The sequence below is a fragment of the Solibacillus sp. iso_87 genome, assembly GCF_056173085.1.
Window position 1 is genome coordinate 485,874 of record NZ_CM149656.1, and the last position, 14,505, is coordinate 500,378.

10 protein-coding genes and 1 pseudogene are annotated in these 14,505 nt (G+C 34.2%); 6 read left to right on the plus strand and 5 right to left on the minus strand.

Translation table 11 applies throughout. The features are described 5' to 3' along the window. Positions 1 to 204: 204 nt before the first annotated feature. Positions 205 to 1,775 (minus strand): IS3 family transposase gene (locus tag AC0VXV_RS02460; RefSeq protein ID WP_475528134.1). Its coding sequence is split into 2 segments (ribosomal slippage): positions 205 to 1,139 and positions 1,139 to 1,775, totalling 1,572 coding nucleotides; the frame shifts between segments, so codons are not numbered across the junction. A gap of 233 nt (positions 1,776 to 2,008) precedes the next feature. Between AC0VXV_RS02460 and AC0VXV_RS02465 the strand changes: the two genes are divergently transcribed. The 4 genes from AC0VXV_RS02465 (at position 2,009) to AC0VXV_RS02480 (ending at position 6,990) form a co-directional block, all read left to right on the plus strand. Next, positions 2,009 to 2,401, plus strand: coding sequence for a hypothetical protein (locus tag AC0VXV_RS02465; RefSeq protein ID WP_475530192.1), 393 nt, complete (start codon positions 2,009 to 2,011; stop codon positions 2,399 to 2,401). A gap of 722 nt (positions 2,402 to 3,123) precedes the next feature. Further along, on the plus strand, positions 3,124 to 4,764 hold the full coding sequence (locus AC0VXV_RS02470; RefSeq protein WP_475530193.1) for a spore germination protein: 1,641 nt from the start codon (positions 3,124 to 3,126) through the stop codon (positions 4,762 to 4,764). After that, a complete protein-coding gene (locus tag AC0VXV_RS02475; protein WP_475530194.1) occupies positions 4,761 to 5,882 on the plus strand; it encodes a GerAB/ArcD/ProY family transporter in 1,122 nt (373 codons plus the stop codon). Before AC0VXV_RS02470 ends, AC0VXV_RS02475 begins: the two co-directional genes overlap by 4 nt. Beyond that, a complete protein-coding gene (locus AC0VXV_RS02480) occupies positions 5,869 to 6,990 on the plus strand; it encodes a Ger(x)C family spore germination protein (RefSeq protein ID WP_475530195.1) in 1,122 nt (373 codons plus the stop codon). The genes AC0VXV_RS02475 and AC0VXV_RS02480 overlap by 14 nt, the downstream gene beginning before the upstream one ends. 102 nt (positions 6,991 to 7,092) lie before the next feature. Here the strand turns inward: AC0VXV_RS02480 and AC0VXV_RS02485 are convergent, their stop codons facing one another. Beyond that, positions 7,093 to 7,278: an IS3 family transposase gene (locus tag AC0VXV_RS02485; protein ID WP_475531388.1), complete on the minus strand. Its 186-nt coding sequence runs from the start codon at positions 7,276 to 7,278 to the stop codon at positions 7,093 to 7,095. 221 nt (positions 7,279 to 7,499) lie between these two features. On the opposite strand from AC0VXV_RS02485, the gene AC0VXV_RS02490 reads away from it, so the two are divergent. Beyond that, positions 7,500 to 8,177, plus strand: a complete 678-nt coding sequence (locus tag AC0VXV_RS02490; RefSeq protein WP_475531389.1) for a P-loop ATPase, Sll1717 family — start codon at positions 7,500 to 7,502, stop codon at positions 8,175 to 8,177. Between the two features lie 36 nt (positions 8,178 to 8,213). Here AC0VXV_RS02490 and AC0VXV_RS02495 read toward each other — a convergent pair whose 3' ends face one another. Then, a complete protein-coding gene (locus tag AC0VXV_RS02495; RefSeq protein WP_475530196.1) occupies positions 8,214 to 10,403 on the minus strand; it encodes a DNA topoisomerase III in 2,190 nt (729 codons plus the stop codon). A gap of 430 nt (positions 10,404 to 10,833) precedes the next feature. Here AC0VXV_RS02495 and AC0VXV_RS02500 point away from each other — a divergent pair. Beyond that, positions 10,834 to 12,120 (plus strand): annotated as a pseudogene (locus tag AC0VXV_RS02500) (DNA topoisomerase); the annotation flags it as partial. Between the two features lie 90 nt (positions 12,121 to 12,210). On the opposite strand, the gene AC0VXV_RS02505 reads toward AC0VXV_RS02500, so the two are convergent. Then, on the minus strand, positions 12,211 to 12,795 hold the full coding sequence (locus AC0VXV_RS02505; protein WP_475530197.1) for an SET domain-containing protein: 585 nt from the start codon (positions 12,793 to 12,795) through the stop codon (positions 12,211 to 12,213). 239 nt (positions 12,796 to 13,034) lie between these two features. Next, entirely contained in the window at positions 13,035 to 14,300 is a 1,266-nt protein-coding gene (locus AC0VXV_RS02510) for an S-adenosylmethionine decarboxylase related protein (protein ID WP_475530198.1), read from the minus strand. Positions 14,301 to 14,505 lie beyond the last annotated feature (205 nt).

Sequence of the window (14,505 nt, forward strand, 5' to 3'; positions counted from 1 at the left end):
ATGCAGATTTATAACGATAAGAAATTTGCTATACAAGTTCTTATGCAAATTAAAGACCAAGCCCAGCAAGTATAAACACCGTTCCATCAACTGTTTGCATCATCTGTATAAAATGCTGCATAACCAATGTCCATAAAAAAATGCACGAAACGTTGATTTTGAACTGCTCCCTGTCAAGTAGACAGCGGAAATATTAAAAATGACTTACGCGGCTTGAGCTCTGTATTCTAGAGGGCTCAAGCCGTTTAATGTTTCTTGGTAACGTTCATTGTTATAGAACTTGATGTACGTATCAATGGCCTGCTTTAATGCTTCAAACGACTCGAACTTATATAAATAATACTTCTCTACTTTTAAGGTTCCCCAAAATGCTTCAATCGGACCGTTATCGATGCAACGGCCTACTCTAGACATACTGTGAATCATTTCTGATTGATCCATGATCTGCTTAAATTCTTTCGATGTATATTGATAACCACGATCGCTATGTAAAAGAGGGAATTCCTTCTCTTTTAATGTTCGTATAGCGGGTCTTACTGTCTTAAAAACTAGGTCATTATTATTCGAATGTCCCAATACGTAACTCACAATGGACTTATCATAGAGGTCAATAATCGCACTTAAATAAGCCTTTTTCCCACTACCATATTTAAACTCTGTGACGTCTGTACACCACTTCTGATTCGGTTTTTCTGCAGTGAATTCACGTGCTAATACATTTTCAGCCAAGTAATCCGGCTTTACTTTAGGGTACTTTTTCCGGCGACGTCGAATAACCGCCTCCAAACCGCAAATTTGCATCAGGCGATAAATTCGTTTCTTATTCACTTTCTTTAAACCTTCGGTTTTGCGTTTGCGGTTAATCGTCATCGTAATGCGACGATAGCCGTATATGCCATCTACTTGTGTATATAAATGTTGGATAGACTTCACCAGCTGTTTGTTTTCCAGTTCCTGCGCAGTTGGTTGACGATTTAACCATTTGTAGTAAGCTGCTCGGGATACCTTGGCGATTTTACATAATAAAACGATTGATATTTTTTCATTTTTAGCTAGCTCTTGTATTGCTATATAACGGTTTTGAATACGAATTCTACTTAACGACGCCTCCTTTCGATTTCCTCTAACTTTTTTAAAAGTAAATTTTCTGCACGTAATCTTTGATTTTCACGTTCCATCTCTTGAATTTTTAAGCGTAATTCATCCTCTGGTGTTCTTTCTTGTACTGGTTTTGTGCGACCTCGTTGATCTTGAAGTGCTTCTTCACCATTTTGTTCAAATTTACGTACCCATAGGTAGACTTGTTGGTAGGATACCTCATATTGTGCTGCTGTTTCTTGATAATTTTTGTCGTACGCTAGGCAGGCTTTTACAATTTCAATACGTTCTTCTACTGTTGTTTTTCTCCCTTTAGTCATAGTTTGGATCATTCCTTTACCCGTATCATTTAAATTACTATGACTAGTATAGAATTTTAACCAAGTATTGAAAACTGATAAACTACTAATCCCATATTTAGCTAGGATATCGAACTGGGAGTAGTTTCCTGATAAATAATCTTTAATAGCACGTTGTTTCAATTCTTCTGAATATATCTTATTTTTTACAGGACGTATGAGCGCTTCTACTCCACCATATTTATAAATAGCGCGCCAAACTTGTAGGGTTCTCATATTGACTGAAAACATTGTACATACTTTTTGGAGTGTATAGCCTTCTTCTAAATATTGAAGTGCTAATAATTTTATATCTGGTGAAAACGATTTTTTTGACATGAAAAAACTCCCCATTTGATAAACAGATTTTATTTTTTAATCTGTCTACCTAATGGGGAGCATATCATTTAACAACGTTCGTGCATTTTTAATGTGTCCCCAAACTTGCGTTTGAGAACGTTATCTTGTATAGGAATGTATTTCAATTTTGATTTCTAAAAGTTAATATTAGAGAGGGTTTTCGGTTTTATTAAAGAATAGTTTAAGATGTAAACTATAAGGGGTTGATTGGAATGAAATTTATTGAACTAAAAATATTTACAACACTTGTTACTTCATTAATAATTTCAGTCGCTTTAGCATTTAATTATATTTACTTTTTACATAATCTACCCAACTATGATGAATTTTTTATTAGCCTATTTGGTTATAGCCTATATGTTCTCTCATTATTAGTTGTTGGTGCAAGTGTTTCTTTAATTTTAGACTTTAAAATCAAAAACAAATTTTATAATTTTGTTAGTTATATTTTTAGTGGGTGCTTAGTTGGCATTCTATTTTGTTTTATAGCTTTTCGAGGGATATCCATTATTAGAGATAATATATCTCAAATGATTATATTAGGCATCATTTGTGCAATTCTATTTTGGTTAACGCAAAAAATATTAGGAAGAGCATTTTTTTAAACATTCAACTGATCTTTAAATTCCAAAAAACGTTCCCAGGCTTGAAGTGAACTGCACCCCAAATGTTAGACACAAATCTAACATTTGGAGGTGCTTTTTTATATGGTAAGAATTACTTTTTAACAAAAATGGGATGAGTTTCTTCGTGTTGAAAAAGGTGATGAAAAGATTACTTCAATTGTTAGATCACTCAGTTTCACTAATACTGAACTGGTACATTTCTGGATTGGAAAATACCATCTTCATGGACCAGAATCATTAAAAAAGAGCTATACACGTTATTCTATCGAAGATAAACTATTTATACTCAATTATATGAGCAAGAATAGGTTGTCTTCTATAGAGACTGCTGTACATTTTAATTTACCTATTCCAGGTACAATTAAAAAATGGCTAATTATCTTGGAAACAGAAGTTTGGACTCCCTATTTCTTAACAAGAATATTAATATCTCTTTCAATATATTTTTCCCCCTAAGATTAAACCCTTACTTATATAGGTTGGAACGAAATGAAATCTATATAACTTCTAATTCTTTGAAATCAACTGCTATTTTAAAAAGTTATCCATTCCATTTGATTAAAATTTATAAATTCCGGACATCATAAATATAAATCTACTGAAGACTCGGATAGAGTTTATAGTTATTCACTAATATCTTCTAAATAAAAAGAAAGCAGTTAATTTATTAATATAATGTGATACAAATTGAAGACTATGAAATGGAGAGGATTCTTATATTTTTTAGAAAAAGAAAAGATATATCATCGAAAACAATAAATTCTAATGAGAGGGGTGGTGGAATAACATCGAATCAATTAGATATAAATGATCAAACGAAAAATGATATTGTATCGGAAGAAAAATCTAGTAGCTTAACTATTGAAAAAGATTCAGATAATACTATTGCATCTTCTACTGAAGAACTTGTTAAATCAATTACTAAGAAACTCCATACACCAGCTGATTTAGTAATTCATTATGTCACTGAAACTATCACAGTTGTATTTCTCGAAAATTTAATTAAAGAAGATGTTTTGAATGAAAAAATTCTTCCAAAATTGCAGAACAGTACCGAAGAAACTCCGGTTAATATTCAAAAATCCTTACCTCTTTCACAAGTCAGTATATCAGATCAACTCGATAATTCTGTTAAAACCATGTTGTTTGGTGCTGTTCTTATTCATATTGAGGGTTATCCCCTTACTGTATTAGCTGAAATACCTAAAATTGAATCTCGCAGTTTATCTGCACCTGAAAACGAATCTCAAGTAATTGGTTCACAAGTAGGTTTTAATGAAAGTATCTCAACAAATATATCTCTTATTCGACGATATATTATGAACCCAAATCTTTGTAATGAAAAATTAATGGTTGGGAAACAGACAAATACCAATCTTACGCTGCTATTTATTGACGGTATTGCGACTGAACAAAATGTTAATACTGTACGCCAAAGAATACAGAATTTGGACATTGAAGACCTACTTGACAGTGCAATGCTTGCAGAGCTAATTGATGATAGTTCCATATCTATTTTCCCACAAATGTTATTAACAGAACGCCCTGATCGCTTTTGTGATGGTTTATTAAGTGGGAAAGTAGGCATTCTTGTGGATGGCAGTTCAATGGGTATTCTTTGTCCTATTTCATTTATTGAGTTTTTCCATAGTAGAGAAGATAAGAATTTACGATGGCCAGTTGCCACATTTATTAGATTATTAAGATTTGCGGCTCTTTTTATTTCTATCTTTTTTACACCTATGTATGTAGCTTCTCTAACATTCCATTATGAAGTGATTCCGCAACCACTTTTAGTTCCACTCAGTGAATCACGAGCAATTGTGCCATTTCCACCAATACTGGAAGCTCTTTTTTTAGAATTAATTATTGAATTACTTCGTGAAGCAGGGGCAAGATTACCTACTAAAATTGGCCAAACCATCGGGATAGTTGGGGGGATTGTACTTGGTACAGCTGCAGTGCAAGCAGGTATAACGAGTAATATTCTTATTATCATTATCGCTTTGTGTGCACTCTCTTCTTTTACTACACCGAATTATATGATGGGGAATGTTATTAGAGTACTTCGATTTCCTATCATAATTTTAGCTGGTTTCTGGGGATATTATGGAATTATTTTTGCTTTTTGTTTTCTCCTAATTCATTTATTGCGTCAAACTAGCTTAGGTGCACCTTATATGTCACCATTTTACCCACCACGATTTAAGAACTGGGGGGATAGTATTATTCGCTTACCCATTAAATTCGTGATTCGAAAGTCACCAAATGCAAGGGTGATTAATACAAACATTCAAAATGTCAGCATGACATTGGAAGGCAACGAGAAGGTGAAAGAATGAACAATATGTTACAAGTTGATTCAACTCAAAAGTTTAACGCTTCGCTGCTCTTTTTTATTATTAGTAAAGTCCAAATTGGTATCGGAGTCTATGGATTCCAAAGTTTAATCTATGAAGATGCGAAACAAGATTCCTGGATCTCTATCATAATTAGTTATCTTGCAGCCCACCTTTTAGTGATTGTTATCTTTAAAACATTGGAGATATATGAGTCAGATGATATGTATGGAATACATTTAGATTTGTTCGGTAAATATTTAGGTAATTTCATTAATATAATTTTTGTTGTTTATTACTTATTATTATTTACCGCTATAATTGAGAATTTCACTGAAGTCATTGTTACTTGGGTATTCCCTGACATAAATCCATCTTTTGTCGTTGTTACAGTACTTTCACTTGTGATATATGCTTTTACCGGTGGCTTCCGAGTAATAATTGGTCTTTGTTTTTTATGTTTCTTTTTTCCACAATGGATGATTGGTGTACTATTATTTCCATTAGAATTCGCTAATATAAATTACCTTTTTCCTATCTTTGATAATGATGTAATTTCTCTACTTAAAGGAGCTTACTTCATGACTTTAACTATTGTAGGTTTTGAAGTAATAAATGTGCTTTACCCTTTCATCAAAGAAAAGAAGAAAGCGAAATTGTATGTACATTTAGGTTTACTGTACACAATGTTAATTTATCTTTTCGTTATGCTAATTTCCTTAACTTTCTTTAGTGGTGAACAACTTGAGAGAGTAGTATGGGCTACATTGTCTTTGTTTAGCATTATTCGGTTCCCTTTTTTTGAAAGAATTGAAATCTTTACTGTTTGTTTTTGGTTAATTGTTATCTTACCAAATCTCTGTATTTTTGCTTGGTCAGCCTATCGTGGTTTTAAACGAATCATTAAGATAAACGAAAAGAAATTTATTCTAGGATTTGGAATGTTTGTTTTTATAGGATCCTTAATAATCGAAACACAAACTCAATTGGAGGTCTTTACTAATTTAGTTGGGCAAATTTCATTTTACTCAGTGTTTGTATTCCCATTATTCGTATATTTAATTGCTTTTTTTAAAAGTAAAATCAAAAAACGACAGGTGAGAAAAAATGAATTCCCTTAAATTACTATTTTTAATGATAACAATTAGCATGATATTACTTGGTTGTACAAATCAAAAAATACTCGAAAGAACTAGTTTAACAATCTTACTTGGTTATGATTTAGCAGAAGATGACCGGATTACTACTACAACTGCTATCCGACAAATCAATCCCGACTTAGAAAGTAATGTAGAAATACAATCTGCAACAGAAGTAACGAGTAGAGGAGCTCTTATAAAAATTGAACAAAAAACGTCAAAAAAAATTGGCTCTGGACAATTACGAGTTGTATTATTCGGTGAGGAGTTAGCGAAAGCTGGTGTAGCTGATAACATTCACTCTTTAAAAATGAATCCTGAAATAAGTAATGGCATCTACTTGGCTGTAGTTGAAGGGAATTCAAACTCATTAATTGAGGATAACTATAAGAATATCACAGACATTGGTCAACATATTTTTCAATTAATAAAGCACAATATTGAACAAAACCATCTTCTATCATCAACCCTTCATGAAATAAATCGTGAAAACCTTTCCAAATTAGGTGATTATTCTCTACCAATGTTAAAAAAGCAAGGAGAATATGTTGAAATCTCAGGTATTGCTTTCTTTAATGAAGATAAAATGATTGGAAGTCTTCCTGTAGAAGATATTATCTATATTAAAATGATTCGTAATAATATACAAGATGGCTCACTTGAATTGGCATTACCCACTAAAACTTTTGAATTAGCATCTGATAATTCTTCTGAAGAAATAAAAATTGTTGTTGATTCTATTAAATCGAAGCGGAAAAACAAATTAGTTGATAAAACTGTACCCGAATTTGATTTAACAATCAATCTTGAAAGTCGATTGTTAGAAGTTCCTTCAGAGTTAAGTATAGAGGGTATAGAATCAACCGAAAACCTCGAAAAAGGAATAAATAGTAAAATGGAAAGTGAAATAAATCGAATTATTAGATATAGCCAAGAAATTAATTCTGATATTTTCCAGTTTGGTGAACGCTATAAAGCTCAAGTTAGGAAAGCAAATATTGATTTAGAGAAATGGCATGAGATGTATCCGCAAATGAAAGTAAACGTCAAAGTGAATACAAAAATTGTTCGAGATGGTGTGTTTCAATAATCACTAAAATGCAACGATTTCAACAAAGAGAGGATTCTATGCCAAATAAAAAAGCGACTGAACTGAAGTGACCCAAAAAAATTAGATATTTCAGTTAAAAGGCTATGGTGGATTGATTAGGCTGTGATTAAATTCCATAGGTGTTAAATAGCCTAATGTTTCGTGAAGTCGTAGGTTGTTGAACCAGTCTATATAATCCCAAAGTTCAAGAGCGAGCTGTTTAAAAGAGGTAAAGAGGGTTTGATTAACAAATTCTGTTTTAAATACTTTAAACGTGGCTTCAGCCACGGTACTTACATTCAAAAAATCACCCCAAAGGTTAGTTTTTCACTCTAACTTTTGGGGTGCATTACCTTCTGTAACAAGAATTAGCGCTTGTTTCATTATAGGGCACGTTTGAGGAATATCTGGGTATAAATCATCAAACTTATTTATTAAAACCAACTTAAAATTTTGATTAATTATTTGTATCCTTTAATTATATTTTATGTAATTTTGTTGAAAAACATATATCTTGGAGTGATACCTCACAATTATTTAGAGTTATAGAAAATAGAATAGAATACAGTAGTAAATCTATTTCGAGCCCAGAAGAATTATGGAATCAATATTTTTGTAAAACAATCAATGGTATTACTCTAAAAGAATACGTAGAAAAGTTAATTTTACCTAGACCTCGTGATATTGTATTTTTATTTAAAGCAGCAATACAGGAATCAATTAACAGAGGGCATATTAAAGTAGAAGAGGATGATTTTCTTAAAGCAGAATACCTTTATTCACAGTATGCTTTACAATCTTTACTCCCTGAAAATGGAGGTAGAATAGAGAATTTTGAGTCACTACTATATGATTTTGCTGGTGAAAAATCAATTTTATCTAAATCAGAACTAGAAAAATGTTTAAGTCAAATAAACACAAATACTCATAATTATATTATCGAAATCCTATGTGAACTTACTTTCTTAGGAAAAGAAATAAGAGAAAATGAATTTGAATTTTATAGTGAAAGAAGAAATAAAGCAATAATCAACAAACTCGCTCTAAAATTTACTGAGCGTACAGGTAATGAGAGGTATATGATTAATAACGCATTTCATAAGTATTTAGAGATAGAAAAAGTAACGCTAGTATTTCTAAAAAAATTCATTGAAATTAATAAATCACCTTATACGCAGTTTAATTAGCGTTTAAGGTGATTTATTTTGTTAACCTATAAAAATCTAATCTTCTAATTTAAGGCCCTTTAATAAATCTGCAAATGCGTTATTAAGTGGCTCTGCATCTTTCTCTTGCTCCTTCAAATACTTTTGAACACTACGCTTATCCACTTTACCGCCGCCTTCTTTTTTACGGCGTGCTTCGAATACAGATAATTTTTCACGGTAACCGCATTTACATACGAAAATTTGGCCATCGCCTTGTCCATGCAGCTCCAGCTTTTTCTTACATTGCGGGCAGCGGGCATTCGTCACGCGTGATACATTTTTACGGTGACCGCATTCACGGTCTTGACAAACGAGCATTTTGCCTTTTTTCCCGTTTACTTCGAGCATCGGCTTTCCGCAATCCGGGCAGGACTTCGTGGAAATATTATCGTGCTTGAACTTTTTATCACTATTTTTAATATCAGCAACGATTGCTTTGGTATGCTGCTTCATTTCATCAATGAAAACATCTTTTTTCAGCTTCCCTTTAGCAATTTGCTCAAGCTTTTGTTCCCACTGTGCCGTTGTTTCAGGTGATTTTAATTCATTCGGTACTAAATCAAGCAGCTGACGTCCTTTAGAAGTGATATGAATGTCCTTACCACGCTTCTCAATTAAGAATGAATTAAATAGCTTTTCAATAATATCTGCACGTGTCGCTACTGTACCTAATCCACCAGTCGTTTTTAAAGTTTCTGCAAGCTGCTTGTTTTGTGTACTCATATACTTAGAAGGGTTTTCCATTGCAGAGAGTATAGAAGCCTCTGTAAAGCGTGCTGGAGCCTTTGTTTGACCAAATGTTTGCGCTAGTAAATTGACCTTTAATACATGACCTTTTTCAAGACGAGGTAATAGCTGCTCTTTTACATCTTCATTGGATTCTTCATCATCAAATCGATTTGAATAAACTTCCTTCCAACCAGCTGTAACAACTGTTTTACCACGAGCGATAAATTTTTCAGTACCGATTTGAGCTTGTACGGTTAATTGCTCATATTCATGAGCTGGGAATAATACCGCTAAGAAACGTTTTACAACTAAGTCATAAATTTTACGTTCTTTATCGTTAAAGTTCACGAAATTCACATATTCCTCTGTTGGAATAATTGCATGGTGATCCGATACTTTAGAATCGTCTACAAACGCTTTAGAAGCTTTAATAGGCTTAGATAATACTTTGTTAGCCAATGAACGATATTCGCCAATAGCACATGCTTTTAAGCGTTCTGGAAGCGTGCTAACGATATCTGAGGATAAATAACGTGAATCCGTACGTGGATAGGTTAATACTTTATGTGATTCATACAGCTTTTGCATGATGTTTAATGTTTCTTTTGCTGAATAGCCGAACATTTTGTTAGCATCACGTTGTAACTCGGTTAAATCATATAAGCCTGGAGAGAATGCTTTCTTGGATTTACTTTCAATATCGATTACTTTAGCATCTTGCTTATCTAATTTATTTATAATCGCATCAATTTTATCCTTTGCGAAGCTACGTGAATTGCAATTTGTATCTTGCCAAGTTAATTTTAATTCTCTTGTTTGTGCTTCAATACCATAATATGTCTGTGCTTTAAAGTTTTTAATTTCATCTTCACGTGCTGCAACCATTGCTACTACTGGAGTCTGAACTCGCCCAGTGTTCAGCTGTGCATTGTATTTGGTAGAGAGCGCACGACTTGAGTTCAGCCCTAAAAACCAGTCAGCTTCGCTACGTGCTACAGCTGCATGATACAAGTCTTCGTACGCTTTGCCCGGTTTTAAATTTGCAAAACCTTCTTTGATTGCTTTATCTGTTACCGATGAAATCCATAAACGTTTAATCGGCTTATTTACTTTTGCACGCTCAATAATCCAACGAGCAACTAGTTCGCCTTCACGGCCGGCGTCTGTCGCAATGATGATTTCATTGACATCATTGCGGGTAAGCTGTGATTTTACCGCATTGAATTGCTTGCTTGTCTGCTTGATTGTTGTTAGTTTCAGACGTTCAGGTAGCATCGGTAAATCAGCTAAATCCCATTTCTTATATTTCTCGTCATAGCTTTCTGGATCTGCCAGTGTTACTAAATGTCCTAATGCCCATGTGACAATATATTTGTCTCCCTCTAAGAATCCATTACCTTTTTTATAGCACTTCAGCACATTCGCAATATCGCGTGCTACAGAAGGTTTTTCTGCTAATACTACACTTTTAACCATATAAACATCCTTTCGAACTTCCTTGTGTTAAATATAGCATATAGCAGTGGTTTTAAAAATTTGTATACCTTAATAAAAGTCTAATCCTGTGATTTATATTGATTAATTAGCAAACATCTAGGGAGGTTATTAATTTAATCTACTCCAACTCTTACCCTTAGGGTTGAATGTATTTTTTTATGATTTCTTTTGAATCTATGTAATTGATTTTTATATTCCAAATATACTCATTATATTCATTTCCAAATTTAATTACTTTGTTCCAAGTTTCTCTAAATGACTCCTTCTCGTCTTTATTAAAATAACAATAAGTTACTTGTGGGTTTATACTTTTTTCCTCTGCAAATCCTAACATAATTGCTCTAAGGATATGATAATCATTTTCTACATTCATCCCAAACATTACAAAATTATTAATAGAATGGCTTTTAAGCTATATGACTCACATAGAGTACTCACATACCCGCGTACGGATTCACGTTATTTATCATCTGATATTGTCAGCACATTGCCGGAGCGTCTTAAAGCATGTGCTGTAGGGGAATATCGTACTTTAGCAAACAAAGTACTAACAAAGCCGATTAAAGCTAACAAATCGTTTGTTGATGATAGTAAGATATCGGATCACCATGCCATTATCCCGACTGAAGAATATGTAAACTTTGCGAACTTCAATGATAAAGAGCGCAAAATTTACGATTTAGTCGTAAAGCGTTTCCTTGCCGTTCTTTTCCCTGCACATGAGTTTGAGCAATTAACGGTTCAAGCCGAAATCGGAAAAGAGAAGTTCATTGCACGCGGTAAAACGGTAATTACCGCCGGGTGGAAAGAAGTGTACTCGAATCGTTTTGATGACGAGGAAACTGCAGAAGATGTAAAGGAACAGCTGTTGCCGCGCCTTGAAAAAGTACAAGTACTGAACGTATCATTGCTAGCCCAAACATCGGGTCAAACAAAACCGCCAGCACGTTTTACAGAGGCGACGATACTAACAGCGATGGAAAATCCTGCGAAATATATGAACACGCAAAATAAAGCACGTGCCGATACTTTAAAATCAACGGGCGGGTTAGGGACTGTTGCGACACGTGCCGATATAATCGATAAACTGTTCAATTCATTCCTTATTGAAAAGCGCGGAAAGGACATTCATATTACGTCAAAAGGCCGCCAGCTGCTGGATTTAGTACCGAATGAACTGAAATCTCCGGAAACGACAGCACAGTGGGAACAAAAGCTTGAGCAAATTGCTAAAGGCAAAGATGTTTTTATTGATGAAATGAAGCAGCATACGAAAGCAATCGTTGCTGATATAAAAAATAGTGATAAAAAGTTCAAGCACGATAATATTTCAACGAAATCCTGCCCTGATTGCGGAAAGCCGATGCTTGAAGTAACCGGGAAAAAAGGCAAAATGCTCGTATGTCAGGACCGTGAGTCTGGTCACCGCAAAAACGTCTCACGCGTAACGAATGCCCGCTGCCCGCAATGTAAGAAAAAGCTGGAGCTGCACGGACAAGGCGATGGCCAGATTTTCGTATGTAAATGCGGTTACCGCGAAAAATTATCCGCATTTGAAGCCCGCCGTAAAAAAGAAGGCGGCGGTAAAGTTGATAAACGCAGTGTTCAAAAATATTTGAAGCAGCAAGAAAAAGAAGCCGAGCCAATTAATAACGCATTTGCAGATTTATTAAAAGGCATGAAGTTTGGTGACTAATCATTTAAATATTTAAATGCAAGATTGGAAAACCGTACTCTAAACAAGTGCGGTTTTCACGTTTTAAAGGGATTATGAAGTTTCTACTATTTAATCAATAAATAGCGTGAGAATGGAATCCATTGAGGTTTCTCCATTCGCAACAGCGTTCACTTTATCAACATATTGCTTATCGATTAAATATTTTAACGGCTGCTCTACTGCATTAAAATATTTGAATGTTTCCCGTGCGATCTCATCCCATTGTTCATAATAGGTTAAATAGTCATTTCCCGTTACTTTTGTTCTTGATGTGCCTTCCTCAGGGATGCACTCAAAATCTTCATCATCACCCAATGTTCCATAATCACATGTTAATTGCTCGCCAGGTTGGATGTCTCTTGCAGCCATTTGAAAATTATAAGCTGTATCAACACAATTTGGATTGAAACTGTGATTCATATATTTCGCGTGATCCCAATGGAGAACATAGATACCGTCAGAATCTAAATACGAATATTTATAGACATCCGCTTTTTGCAAATCACCAAGGCTTTCGATAAATTCCTCTGTCAGCATCAGGTCAAGGTCATCTTTAATCCAGACAATTGTCCCTTTCGGGATTAGTTTTGTTGCAAAGATGCCGACGCCTACCTGCTCACTGACAAACTGAATTTCTGTATCCGGGTGCATCATTTGTTATTCCTCCTTAAAAGTAAACCCATTCAAATGCTATGTTGAGTGGGGGATATGTTATTTCCTTGAAATCATATTGTTTTGATATGTTTATGTTATTACTTTCTATTTGGAATAGGCTTTTGTCTTATTTATAGCGCTATGATGCACGTGAATTTTACTTTGTTTTGCGAATTCCAATTCATTAAAAACCATGTAGAATAATTCCTGTTCTACATGGTTTATTTCATCTATTGCGATTATTGAATTCTCTTTATTCTTTGGTGCAATAATCCATCCGAGCTGTTATTCTCACCATAAACAAAATTCTGCATATAGTAAGCTAAATATTTTCCGTAATTACTTTCCGTCTTCATTAATAACTCATCGACATAATAGGCACCTATAGGAATAGTATCTAAGAGTAAACTTGCGATACCTGCATATATGCCGCACGCTACCTGAAAGTATGTGGCACTCGTGTTGTATTTTTTGAATATATCTTTACTTTTCATCGTGTTATACATATAGATTTCTTTATCTTCGTAAACTAAAAGAACCCCGACAAGATCTTCTCCTTCAACTTCTCCCTCAGCAGGGTCGATTAACGTTTGATTCCAGTTCCAAAGGTCATCCACATCATCTAAATTATTTCGGATTAATTTCGTTGTATGTTCATTGACCCGATAAATAAAGCCCAACTCAAAATCAAATAGTTTTCCTAATGACAGTACTTCTTCATGGGGCATGAGGCATCCGTAAAATTCTCGATCTTTTAACGTAATCTTAAATTCGGTCGCATACACATGATCGTACATGTAGAGTGGAATCTGACCGCGGACAAACATAGGATAGCTTAAAATAGCTTCATCGAGAAAACACTCAACAGACCATGTCGTATATATCGTTTTAGGATCGACAAGGTTTTCGTCTTTATAAAAAGAACTGTCATGCTCAAAAATATAACATGCTAAAGGTGGGGCACTCGTATGATCCTTTAGTAATTTAATCGCCATCCATTGCACGACACCGGGATTCATACCTGAGCCGATAATAGCTCTCGTATTAGTAAAAGCATCTTTCTTTTTTTCGAACCGGGTATACCGTTCGGTAAGCGGAAAACCATATAAGCTTTCGTCTAGATCAACTGCAGTGTTTTCCAAGGCTGAGTTGATATAATAAACGCCAAGCTTATCGCAGCATTCGACCATCTCAATCGTATCAGCCCAGGATACATCAATAACTAGTTTGGTGCTGGTCGACTGTAAATGTTCAGTAAATTGATCAAGGTCATTCAAATCAAATTGAACGGCAATTATTTTATCCTTTAAATTAGGGAACAGTTGATGATAGTAATCCATTGTTTTTTGATTGATATCAATTAAGTAAAGTTTTGAATTAACAATAACTTGATGGATGGGATCATTTTTATCGGCAGCCGAGTGATTTAAAATCGATAAGACCGACTTCGCAACACCCCCCGTACTTCCAAGAATCGTGATTGTATATTCATTTAGTTGGACCACAGCAAAACATCCTTTTCCTGTAATTCCTATAGCGTATGAAATTTTAGTGGTGTGTGCATGTATGAGTAACTAGTTTAAGGGGAATTAATTTTAATTGTCTTCCCCCTAAATGATGAAGCCGTTGCAATCCAGCTTAAAAATGAACCAGCTCTATTGTTTATCATTACTATAAAATGGATATTTGTTTTAAAGAGTACTATTCTTG

What these genes read in the sequence shown, in the direction of transcription:
- AC0VXV_RS02465 (WP_475530192.1), top strand. Translation starts at nt 2,009, where the DNA reads ATGAAATTTATTGAACTAAAAATATTTACAACACTTGTTACTTCATTA.
- AC0VXV_RS02470 (WP_475530193.1), top strand. Translation starts at nt 3,124, where the DNA reads ATGGAGAGGATTCTTATATTTTTTAGAAAAAGAAAAGATATATCATCG.
- AC0VXV_RS02475 (WP_475530194.1), top strand. Translation starts at nt 4,761, where the DNA reads ATGAACAATATGTTACAAGTTGATTCAACTCAAAAGTTTAACGCTTCG.
- AC0VXV_RS02480 (WP_475530195.1), top strand. Translation starts at nt 5,869, where the DNA reads ATGAATTCCCTTAAATTACTATTTTTAATGATAACAATTAGCATGATA.
- AC0VXV_RS02495 (WP_475530196.1), bottom strand. Translation starts at nt 10,403, where the DNA reads ATGGTTAAAAGTGTAGTATTAGCAGAAAAACCTTCTGTAGCACGCGAT.
- AC0VXV_RS02505 (WP_475530197.1), bottom strand. Translation starts at nt 12,795, where the DNA reads ATGATGCACCCGGATACAGAAATTCAGTTTGTCAGTGAGCAGGTAGGC.